General features: G+C 27.6%; 1 pseudogene. It reads left to right on the top strand.

Features of this window, described 5'->3' with window-relative positions:
* Positions 1-252: 252 nt before the first annotated feature.
* A pseudogene (locus BBA70_RS03810) lies at positions 253-522 on the top strand (phase variable surface lipoprotein); the annotation flags it as partial.

Raw genomic sequence — 522 nt, 5'->3', positions numbered from 1 at the left:
AAAAACCCCTATACAATTTCAACGGTACAATTAATTTTATCGAGGAATACAAATAAAAAGAGTAAAGTAACTAAACTAACCAATTATGGGACTAAGAATCCATAATATTAATAAATGCCATCCAACATATACCTAAAAATATTTTCAATATTCAAACTTGACCTTCAATTGAAGGTCTTTTTTTATATCAAAAATAACAAAAACTAAAAACTAACTAAAAGGAGAAAATATGAAAAAGAAACAAATCAAGGAATCATTAAGGGCGGTTGGGAAACAAAATCAACCCCCAACGACTTAGTTCAAATCAAAAACTTTTTACAAACATTAAAGGAGAATTATTAAATATTACAATTGTTTCTCATTCTAAAAAGAAAATTCCTATCAACAAACAAACTACCGCCCTAAAAACCAAACTCTATTTGTAGACCCTCAAATCTTAGATGAAATGAAAAAGTATAGAATAGAAATAATCAAAAATCACTCTTCCGAAAACGATAATAATCTAACCCTTACCAACCCAAT

Source organism: New Jersey aster yellows phytoplasma (assembly GCF_002554195.1).
Lineage (GTDB): Bacteria > Bacillota_I > Bacilli_A > Acholeplasmatales > Acholeplasmataceae > Phytoplasma.
Note: the sequence above shows the minus strand (reverse complement) of the source record. Positions and strands in the feature narration are given on the sequence as shown.